The organism is Streptomyces sp. URMC 126 (assembly GCF_051386555.1).
Classification (GTDB): Bacteria; Actinomycetota; Actinomycetes; order Streptomycetales; family Streptomycetaceae; genus Streptomyces.
On the sequence record NZ_JBPQTX010000277.1, the window covers coordinates 1 to 9369 of the forward strand.

At 73.6% G+C, this 9369-nt stretch carries 9 protein-coding genes; 6 read left to right on the forward strand and 3 right to left on the reverse strand.

What is annotated here, in order from left to right; translation table 11 throughout:
• Positions 1–149 precede the first annotated feature (149 nt).
• The 5 genes from ACSNOK_RS26140 (at position 150) to ACSNOK_RS26160 (ending at position 3282) form a co-directional block, all read left to right on the forward strand.
• The gene (locus ACSNOK_RS26140; RefSeq protein WP_436783231.1) at positions 150–473 is read left to right on the forward strand and encodes a DMT family transporter; all 324 of its coding nucleotides are present in this window, start codon (positions 150–152) and stop codon (positions 471–473) included.
• A complete protein-coding gene (locus ACSNOK_RS26145) occupies positions 473–1015 on the forward strand; it encodes a TetR/AcrR family transcriptional regulator (protein ID WP_436783232.1) in 543 nt (180 codons plus the stop codon). The genes ACSNOK_RS26140 and ACSNOK_RS26145 overlap by 1 nt, the downstream gene beginning before the upstream one ends.
• 112 nt (positions 1016–1127) lie before the next feature.
• Complete coding sequence (gene dapD / locus ACSNOK_RS26150) at positions 1128–2120, forward strand: 2,3,4,5-tetrahydropyridine-2,6-dicarboxylate N-succinyltransferase (protein ID WP_436783233.1); 993 nt, start codon at positions 1128–1130, stop codon at positions 2118–2120.
• 275 nt (positions 2121–2395) lie between these two features.
• On the forward strand, positions 2396–2569 hold the full coding sequence (locus ACSNOK_RS26155; protein WP_436783234.1) for a hypothetical protein: 174 nt from the start codon (positions 2396–2398) through the stop codon (positions 2567–2569).
• A complete protein-coding gene (locus ACSNOK_RS26160) occupies positions 2566–3282 on the forward strand; it encodes a hypothetical protein (protein ID WP_436783235.1) in 717 nt (238 codons plus the stop codon). Before ACSNOK_RS26155 ends, ACSNOK_RS26160 begins: the two co-directional genes overlap by 4 nt.
• A gap of 251 nt (positions 3283–3533) precedes the next feature.
• On the opposite strand, the gene ACSNOK_RS26165 is transcribed toward ACSNOK_RS26160, so the two are convergent.
• From ACSNOK_RS26165 to ACSNOK_RS26175, 3 genes are all read right to left on the reverse strand, one after another.
• Positions 3534–3980, reverse strand: a complete 447-nt coding sequence (locus ACSNOK_RS26165; protein WP_436783236.1) for an RICIN domain-containing protein — start codon at positions 3978–3980, stop codon at positions 3534–3536.
• A 346-nt stretch (positions 3981–4326) separates the two neighbouring features.
• Positions 4327–5229 carry a 4-hydroxy-tetrahydrodipicolinate synthase gene (gene dapA, locus ACSNOK_RS26170; RefSeq protein ID WP_436783237.1) on the reverse strand — a complete coding sequence of 301 codons (903 nt, stop codon included), beginning with the start codon at positions 5227–5229 and terminating at the stop codon, positions 4327–4329.
• A 202-nt stretch (positions 5230–5431) separates the two neighbouring features.
• Positions 5432–7399: an endonuclease/exonuclease/phosphatase family protein gene (locus ACSNOK_RS26175; RefSeq protein WP_436783238.1), complete on the reverse strand. Its 1968-nt coding sequence runs from the start codon at positions 7397–7399 to the stop codon at positions 5432–5434.
• 359 nt (positions 7400–7758) lie between these two features.
• Between ACSNOK_RS26175 and ACSNOK_RS26180 the strand changes: the two genes are divergently transcribed.
• Complete coding sequence (locus ACSNOK_RS26180) at positions 7759–9273, forward strand: hypothetical protein (protein WP_436783239.1); 1515 nt, start codon at positions 7759–7761, stop codon at positions 9271–9273.
• The last annotated feature ends 96 nt before the right edge of the window (positions 9274–9369 follow it).

Consider the following 9369-nt stretch of genomic DNA (forward strand, 5'->3'; position numbering starts at 1 on the left):
CGTGCCCCCAGGCCCCCGGAAACCGCGCTCCGCGCGGTTGTCCTCAAACGCCGGACGGGCTGAGTGGTGCGGCGGGACCGGGGCACCCCGCCCGTGGCCCGCCGACGCGTTGCGTACGGTCGTACACAGCGTTGTGTACCCTCGTACACATGGTGTACCTGACCCTGGCCGGCGCCATCGCCTCCGAGATCGCCGCCACCACCTGCATGAAGTACAGCGACGGCTTCAGCAGGCTCTGGCCCTCGCTCGGGACGGCGATCGGCTACCTCCTCGCCTTCCTGCTCCTCGCGCGGACCCTCAAGACCATGGACGTCGGCACGGCGTACGCCATCTGGTCCGGCGCGGGCACGGCCGTCGTCGCCGCGATCGGGATGCTCTTCCTGGGCGAGGCGGCGAACGCGGCGCGGATCGGCGGGGTCCTGCTGGTGGTCGCGGGCGTCGTCGTCCTCAACCTCGGCGGGGCCTCCCACTGATGCCCCGCCGCTACGACCCCGACCGCCGCGACCGCATCGTCGAGGCCGCCGTCCGCGTCGTCGCCGCCCGCGGCCTCGGCGCGCTCAGCCACCGGGCGGTCGCCGCCGAGGCCGACGTACCGCTGGGCTCCACGACGTACCACTTCGCCACCCTCGACGACCTGCTGGTCGAGGCCGTCCGCCGGACCGCCCGGGAGTGGCTGGACGGCCTGGCGGCCTGGGAGCGCGGCCTGCCGGACGGCGCGCCCCTGGCGGACGCCGTCGCCGACCTCGTCGCGGAGGCGCTGACCGGGGACCGCGCCCGCCTGGAGCTGGAGTACGAGCTCTACGCCGCCGCCCTGCGCCGCCCGGCCGTCCGTCCGGTCGCCGCCGAGTGCGTCGCGGAGATGGCCGCCGTCCTGGGCCGCCGCGTCCCCGACGCGCCCACGGCCCGCGCGCTCACCGCCCTGCTCGACGGGCTGCTGCTCCAGTACCTGGTGAGCGGGCGGTCCTTCGAACGGGCGGAGGTACGGGACGCGGTGGCCCGGCTGGTCGGGGAGTGAGGGGGAGGACGGGAGCGAGGGGGCGCCCGGCGGGGCGGGGGAGCGGGGCGCGCGCCCGGGGTGCGGGAGTCCGGTTCGCCTTGAGCGGGCCCCTCCGGTTAGGTTTTCGGACATGACCGATGCTGCTGTCCCCTCACGTACCACCGGTGCCGCCGCCGCCGGCCTCGCCACGATCGCCGCCGACGGCACCGTCCTCGACACCTGGTTCCCGGCCCCCGCGCTGGCCGACGCGCCCGGCCCCGCCGGCACCGAGGAGCTGACCGCCGAGCGCGCCGCCGAGCTGCTGGGCGAGGCCGCCCTGAAGGCGGTCGGCCCGGACCCCCGCCGTGACGTCACCGTCGTCGCGGTCCGCACGGTCATCGCCTCGCTCGACGACAAGCCGCTCGACGCGCACGACGTCTACCTCCGGCTGCACCTGCTGTCGTCCCGCCTGATCCGGCCGCACGGCGCGAACCTCGACGGCATGTTCGGCCTGCTGGCCAACGTCGCCTGGACCTCGCTCGGCCCGGTCGCCGTCGACCGGATCGAGGCCGTGCGCCTGAACGCCCGCGCCGAGGGCCTGCACCTCCAGGTCACCAGCATCGACAAGTTCCCGCGCATGACCGACTACGTCGTCCCCTCCGGCGTCCGCATCGGCGACGCCGACCGCGTCCGCCTCGGCGCCCACCTGGGCAAGGGCACGACCGTCATGCACGAGGGCTTCGTCAACTTCAACGCCGGCACGCTGGGCACCTCCATGGTCGAGGGCCGCATCAGCGCGGGCGTCGTCGTCGGCGACGGCAGCGACATCGGCGGTGGCGCGTCCACCATGGGCACGCTGTCCGGCGGCGGCAAGCAGATCATCTCCGTCGGCGCGAACTGCCTGCTCGGCGCCGAGTCGGGCATCGGCATCGCGCTCGGCGACGAGTGCGTGGTCGAGGCCGGTCTGTACGTGACCGCCGGAACCCGGGTCACCCTGCCGGACGGCGAGATCGTCAAGGCGCTGGAGCTCTCCGGGGCCAGCAACATCCTCTTCCGCCGCAACTCCACCACGGGCGCCGTCGAGGCCCGCCCGTACAAGAGCACGTGGGGCGGGCTCAACGAGGCGCTGCACAGCCACAACTGACGCGCGCGGCGCGCACAGAGCGGTCGTGAGCGGTCGTGAGCGGCCGTACGGCGGGTCCCCGATCCGGGGGAACTCCGCCGTGCGGCCGCTCTGGCGTGTCCGGGGCGGGGTGGGCCACCATGGGAGCCGGTCCGGACCACCTGTCCGGAGCCGCTCGCTCCGGTCCGTTCGCTCCGGTCCGGCCGGTCCTTGTCAGGTCGGTCCTTGTCCGGCCGGTTCTTGTCCGGTCGGTCGGTCCGGTCCGGGGGAAGCCCCGCCGCATCACGGGAGGCGCCATGCAGCTCGGCAAACGGCTGGCCATCGGTTTCGCGGAGGAGACGGAGAGCCCTGAAGAGGCACCGGTGACGCCGGAGGCGACGGTGACCGCCGAGGCGGACGAGGCGCGTCGGGCCGTCGCATCCCATGTTTCCGAGGGCGCGCCCCGGGAAGCCGTCCCGGCCGGGCGATGAGGCTGCGGCTGCCACGGGAGCGCCCCGACCGGCCGCCCACCGGTTACAAGATCGCCTACCCGGTGGTGTCCCGGGACGGCACCCGCGCCGGTTTCACGGGCGTCTCCCTGGGCGGCGGAGCGCCGTACGGCGTCCTGGACGACGCCCGCTGTGTCTACGGCCGCCGTCACCGCGCCCCCGCCCGGCGCTGCGACTGCGGTTTCCACTGCCTGCACTCCGCCGCCGAGGCGCTGGACCTCGTCTGTACGGGGGAGCACCGCCGGGCGGTCCTCCTGGAGGTGGCCGTCCTCGGCGCCTACATCCGCTACGAGCGCGGAATGCGGTACGCGCGCCAGCGCGTGCGCCGGGTGCGGGTCGGGCCGTGCGCCTGCGGGCGGGCGGCCGCCCGGCTCGCCGACGCGGAGTGGGGGCTGCCGGGGTGGCGGGTGGTCACGGCGGACTGCGGCGGGTGCGTACCGCTGCGCGGTGGTGTGACGCTCGCGGAGTTCGCGCGGAGGGCGGGGGCGGGCGTCACGGTCGTCCCCGACCCCGAGGTGGAGGGGACGGAAGGCACGGCAGGGACGGCGGGGGTACGGGACGGGGGCGGCGCGTCCGTGCACGAGCTCATCGCGGAGGCGGCGCTGCTCCAGGCCCGCCTCGACTGGCTCCAGGGCGAAGTGCGGAGGGAATCGACGCGGCCCGACGGCGGTACGGGCGGCGGGCGGCTTTTCTGAGCCGGCGTTCCCGCCCCCCGACGAGGCCAGTAATCCCTTGCCGGGAACGGTAATCCCCTTGCCGGGAATGGTCGCCGTCGTCGAATGCCGCCTTTCCCCGCGACATATGTGCGCCATCGGAGTGGCACAGGCGAAGCCCTCCTCCACTGTGGGGTTGGAGGAGGGCTCGGTGCCCGTTCTTCGACGCCGCGTCATTCCGCCGGGGGCGCGTCAGGCGCCCGCCGGGCAGGCAGGCCCGGCGCTTTCGGCGGTCAGCTCCAGCGCTGGTGCTTGGCGCCGCCGTCGAAGTTCGTGAAGACGGAACCGTCGGGACGCGAGCTGAGGGTGAGGCCGGTGGCCTTGTCCACCAGCTTCCAGCCTATGGAGTCCTTGGTCTCGCGCCACTTCTGGTAGTTGCCGCCGTTGCAGACGTGCGCGTAGACGGCGCCGTCCTTGTTGCTGTCGAGGCAGAACTTGTGGTCCCGCGTCTTCAGGATGAACGTTCCGTCGGACTGCTTGGTCTCCTCCCACTTAGCGGTGGGAGCGTTGCAGTCGCCCGTGCCGACCCAGTAGCCGCTGGCGACCAGGCACTTGCCGTTGCCCACGTTCTTCCAGCTGACGTTCTGACTGGCGGCGAACGCCTGGCCCGAGGTGCTGAACATCAGGGCGGGCGCGAGGACCGCGCCGGCCGCGATCGTGCCGAACAGACGCTTCTTCATGACGATTGTCCCTTTCGAGGGCCGATGACGACCCCGGCGACAATGGCTGTGCTCATGGCGGACGTGCGGAACGGCCGCTTCGTGAGGTCGTCGGCGCACACCCGAACCAGGTGTGCGCTCATGCCCGCACACATCGTGCGCAGGGGCGCGAAAAGCGTCCGGGCCCGTTTCGGGATCCGTCTCCGGCCTGTCCGCCGTGCCCCCCGCCGCACGTCTCACGAAATCCGTTCCCGCGCCTGCCCGATAACCCTGCCCCGTGGTCCCGTTACTGGTGACGGCACCCTATCCCTACGTGATCATGGTCGGCAAAGGGCTTTTCGAGGACGTCGGCACGGGCGCCGGGGCCTCAACGCGCCGGTACCCCCACCGCTTCCGCGTGCGCCGCGAGCAGCCGTTCCCGCTGCTCCGGCGACGCCGCCCGCAGCGGGGACCGTACCGGCCCGCCCGGCAGATCCAGCGCGCCGAGCAGCGCCTTCGCCGTGACGGTGCCTGGCAGACCGTCGGCCATCATCGCCTGGATCAGCGGCAGGGCGCGTGCGTGGAACCGCGCCGCCTCCCCGACCTTCCCCGCCTCGAATGCGTCCAGCGCCGCCGCCACCAGGGGGCCGGCCACGTTGGCGACGGTGCTGACGTAGCCCACCGCGCCGACCGAGCGCAGCGGCAGGTTGAGTTCCTCGCTGCCGGAGTAGTAGGCGAGGCCGGTGGCGGCGATGACCCTGGCGCTGCCGAGGAGGTCGTACGCGCAGTCCTTGACGCCCTGGACGCGCGGGTGTTCGGCCAGCCGCAGCATGGTGTCCACCTCGATGCGGGTGCCGGTGCGGCCGGGGATGTCGTAGAGCATCACGGGGATGCCGACCGCGTCGGCGACCGTCCGGAAGTGCTCCTCGACGGCGTCCTGCGGGGGCCGGCTGTAGTACGGCGTGACGACCAGCACCCCGTCCGCGCCCGCCGCCTCGGCGGCGCGGGCGAGGGCGACGGTGTGGCGGGTGTCGTTGGTGCCGACGCCCGCCGTGATCCGGGCGCGGCCCGCCACGGCCTCGGTGACGGCCCGGACGAGCGCGCTCTTCTCCTCGTCGGTGGTGGTCGGCGACTCGCCGGTGGTGCCGCTGAGGACCAGTCCGTCGCAGCGGCCGGCCTCCACGAGGTGGTCGGCCAGGCGCTGGGCGCCGTCGAGGTCGAGCCGGCCGTCGGGGGTGAACGGGGTCACCATCGCACAGACCGTACGGCCGAAGGGGCTGGTGGGCGGCATCGCGTCACGCTCCGGAATCGGGGGAACTCGCCACGATTCTGGGCCTCTTCGACCGTACAGGTCCATTGACAGTTGCTATGGGGACTGTTCAGCAACCCTTAAGGGACCGTCCGGAGGGAGGACCGTCCGGAGGGAGGGCCGTCCGGAGGGAGGATCGTCCGGAGGTCCGGACCCCTAAGGGGAGCCGGGCCCGGTCACCGGTTCACGGCGTCCAGCGCAGCACCTGCGGGTCGTGGTCGCTCGCCTGGTCGGCGAACTCCGCGTTGACGTGGACGATGTCGTAGTCCGTCCGGCCGCCGCGCTTCCCGCTCCCGCCCTTCCGGCTCCCGTCCTTCCCGCCCATGGCCGGGCTGGTCAGGATGTGGTCCAGCACCTGCGAGTTGCCCTGGAAGACATAGCCGTACCGTTCCTTCGCGGGCAGCAGGTCCACCTGGTCGGTGAGCACCTTGCCGGAGGTGAGCGTCCGGAGCGCGGGCGAGAACTGGTAGTCGTTGAGGTCGCCCGCCACGATCACCTTGGCCTTCCGGTCCGCGGCGAGGATCCGCTTGACGAAGGTGTTGACGACCGCGGCCTGCTTGCCGCGCTGCACCTCGGAGGTGCGGGCGGGCGGCTGGAAGCGGCTGTCGAGTCCCTGGTCGCCGCCCTTGGAGTTGAAGTGGTTCGCGATCACGAAGACCCGCTCGCCGCGGAAGGTGAACTGGCCGGCCAGCGGCTTGCGGCTGTTCTCCCACGCCGCGTCCGCCGGCTCGACACGGCCGGGGGACGCGGTGAGCGCGGCCTGCCCGTGGTCGCGGACGACGTCCACCGGGGTCGTGGAGCCGCCGCCCGCGATGTCCGTGAAGCTCACCCGGGCGGGGTTGAAGAGGAAGGCGGTGCGTATGTTGCCGCCGGGCTGGCCGCCGTCCTTGCCGTCCACGGGGTCGATCTGCCGCCACTCGTACCGCGGCCCGCCCGCCTTCTCGACGGCGTCCGTGAGCTTCTTCAGCGTCGCGCCCGCCTCGACGGTGCCGTCGTTCTTGACGCCGCTGTCGTCCTGGACCTCCTCCAGGGCGACGATGTCGGGCGAGGCCAGGTTGGTCACCAGGGCGGAGGCCAGCCGGTCGAACTTCGCCTGGGGGTTCTGCGGCGCGAGGTTCTCGACGTTGTACGTGGCGACGGCGAGCTCGCCGTCCCGCTGCCGTCGCGTGGTCTCGCGCTTCAGCCCCCGGTCGGCGAGCGTGCCGAGCTCGGTGGCCTGGAGGGTGTAGCCGCCGTAGTTGTCGTAGTCCAGCGGGCCGGCGGTGACACCGGTGAGCTCGTCGCCCACGTTCGCGACCGGGAACGGGCGCTGCGCGAACGGGATCAGCGAGGAGACCTTCACCCGGGCCGCGTTGGGGTCGGCGTAGTCGCCGTAGAGCACGCCGCCGCGCGCGGTGCGGTGGTGGCGGGGGTCCGCGGTGACCCAGAGGTCCTTGTGGCTGCTGGTGGCTCCGGTGACCGGCGCGTCCTTGACCGCGACCCGCATGCCCTCCAGCGACTCGAAGCGGTCGAGCGCGTAGCGGTCCGGGTTCAGCCGCAGCTTCTCGATCGAGCCCTCGCGGGACGTCGGCGCGTAACGAGTCGGCAGGGTACGGGCGTTGAGCCGGACGGCGGCCGGCAGGGCGTTGCCCGACGAGGTGACGGTCCAGGTCGCCTTGGTGAGCTGGGTGACCGACTGGAGCCCGGCGGCCTCGCCGCCCGGGTAGTACTCGCCGACCGTGGCGGAGACGAGCACCGCGTCGCCGACCGCGACGGCCGGGGTCGTCGCACCCGTGAAGACGAAGACGGCCTCGCTGGTGGCCGCGGAGCGGTCCGGGTGCGGGTCCTGGAACCAGAAGCCGCGGGCGGAGCCGAAGGCGCGGACGGCCGTGACCACACCCGGAACCTCGGTCACCTGCTTCCCGGCCAGCGGGGAGAGGCGCGTGGTGCCCTGGATGTCATGGATCCGGGTGCCGGCGGTGGCGGTGGCAGTGGCGGCAGTGGCGGCGGTGGTGGCGCCGGCCGCGCCCGCCGCGCCCGCGGTGGGCGCGGTGAGCAGGCCGGCCGCGAGCGCGGCGGTGACGAGGGTGCCGGTGGTGACGTACCGGCGGCCGGTACCGGTGGTACGGCCGGTACGCGGGGCAGGGCTGGTGCGGTGCCGACTGCTGGGCACGAGAAGCCTCCGGAGGCTTGTGTGAGGGGTGGGAGAGCGACTGAAGAGAGGTCGGAGAGGGAGGGGGAGGAGCCGGTGGGTCGCGTCGGAAGCGGACCGACTTCTACGCGCGTCAATTTCGGGCGTGAACACGTCAGTTGTCAAGGTCTCGCGGGTGTACACACCCCGACGGCCGGGAGAACCGGACGGAGGGCCGGGAAACCCGTCTACGCTGGGGCGGTACGTGTGCCGTCGGTGGTCCCGCGCGCGCTCGCCGCCGTGGGCGGGTGGCCGAGGCCACGCCGTTTCCGGCCATGACCTTCGTCACGCCGCACCCCCGGCACGTCCCGTGCCGTCACCCCGAGGAGATGACCCCCCTGATGCCCGCAGACCGCCCGACCATGCCGCCGGTGCGGCTCCTCCCCGACGCGGAGCTGGCGCGCGACGCGCTCTCCGCGCCGTTGTTCGCCCGCGCCGCCCGACTGGCCCGCTGGGCCGGTGAGGGCACCCCGGTCGGCGCGGGCGGCGAACTGCTCGCGGACCAGCTCCGCGCCGCCACCGGGCTGCTGGGTCTCGACGGCGAGGAGGACGGCCCGGCGCACACGGCCGAGGCGTGGCAGCTCGCGCTGGACACCGGCCTGGTCGAGTTCACCGAGGACGAGAAGGCGGGCGACGACGCCGGGCGCTCGTCCGACGAGCCCTGCGGCACCGCCGTCGCGGGCGAGGAACTGGCCACGCTCACCTCCGGCAGCCCCCAGGATGTCCTCGACGTATGGCTCGGCGGCCTGGAGACCGTCCTGGCCGACGCGGCGGCCCCCGACCTCGGCGACATCGTCGACCAGCTCTCCGACGGCGGCGACCTGGACCTCGACGCCATCGACTGGAACCCCGAGGAGGAGGCCGACTTCCTCGACGGCGTCCTCGGCAACCTCTACCTGCTGACAGCGCTGGACCCCAACGACCCCGCCGACGACGCCGCCGCCCGGCGTCCCGTCCCGCTGCCCGCGCTCGCCGCCTCCCTGATCGTCCCGGACGACATGGACGAGCCCACCGACGACGTCCTCGAAGAGGTCTCCGACGCGATGATGCGGCTGGACGACCAGTTCCGGCTGCTCGCCCCGACCGGCCTGATCGAGTACCAGCCCGTCGACGAAGCGCTGATCGAGGAGGTCGACGGCGAGGGCCACATCCGCGAGTCCGTCGACGGCGTGACCTCCGACGTGCCCGAGGAAGAGGACGTCACCCGGTACGGCATGGTCTCCCTCACCCCGCTCGGCGTCTTCGCCGTGCGCACCCGGATGCTGGAGGCGGGCGTCGACGCCCCGGCCGTCGGCGACCTGGCCGAGAAGGACGCCGCCGCGCTCCTCGCCGCCCTGCCGCACCACCCCCGGTCCGCCGCCCGCGCCGAGACCGAACTCTGGCTCGCCCGCCGCGACCCGCTGACCGCCGCCCGAGAACTCCTCGCCGCCGCCCGCGGCGACGACACGGACGCGCCGCTGCGCCGGCTCGCCTGCCAGCAGGCCCTCGCCCTGATGCCGCGCGACGCCGAACCCGCCTTCCGCGAGGTCCTCGACGACCCCGAGCTCGGCGGCCTGGCCCGCGTCTGGCTCGCCGAGCGCGGCGCGGCGGACATCCCCGAGCCCGGCGAGACGATGGTCTTCTGGCTGACCATCGACACGATCGCCGCCCAGCTCGCGTCGGAGGGGGACTCCGAGGAGCTGCGGGAGCTCGTGATCGGGCTGGTGGGCCAGCACAGCGGATTCTTCGACTCCGCCTGGCGGGTCGAGCATCCCGCCACGGCGGACGTGCTGGAGGCGATGGGGCGGCTGCATCCGGAGAAGAAGGTGGCCAAGGCGGCGCGGAAGGCGGCTTTCAAGGCGCGGTCGCGGGGGTAGCGCTTTCCGCTGCCGCGTGGGTGGGGCACGCCTGCGGCGGGCTGTGCCCCGGTCCCGCCCTTTCACCGTTTCTCGCGGGGGCTGGCCCCCGCACCC

Bases quoted from the DNA above. Each gene is read 5' to 3' on its own strand.
- ACSNOK_RS26140 (WP_436783231.1), top strand. From the start codon at position 150: ATGGTGTACCTGACCCTGGCCGGCGCCATCGCCTCCGAGATCGCCGCC.
- ACSNOK_RS26145 (WP_436783232.1), top strand. From the start codon at position 473: ATGCCCCGCCGCTACGACCCCGACCGCCGCGACCGCATCGTCGAGGCC.
- dapD (WP_436783233.1), top strand. From the start codon at position 1,128: ATGACCGATGCTGCTGTCCCCTCACGTACCACCGGTGCCGCCGCCGCC.
- ACSNOK_RS26155 (WP_436783234.1), top strand. From the start codon at position 2,396: ATGCAGCTCGGCAAACGGCTGGCCATCGGTTTCGCGGAGGAGACGGAG.
- ACSNOK_RS26160 (WP_436783235.1), top strand. From the start codon at position 2,566: ATGAGGCTGCGGCTGCCACGGGAGCGCCCCGACCGGCCGCCCACCGGT.
- ACSNOK_RS26165 (WP_436783236.1), bottom strand. From the start codon at position 3,980: ATGAAGAAGCGTCTGTTCGGCACGATCGCGGCCGGCGCGGTCCTCGCG.
- dapA (WP_436783237.1), bottom strand. From the start codon at position 5,229: ATGCCGCCCACCAGCCCCTTCGGCCGTACGGTCTGTGCGATGGTGACC.
- ACSNOK_RS26180 (WP_436783239.1), top strand. From the start codon at position 7,759: ATGCCCGCAGACCGCCCGACCATGCCGCCGGTGCGGCTCCTCCCCGAC.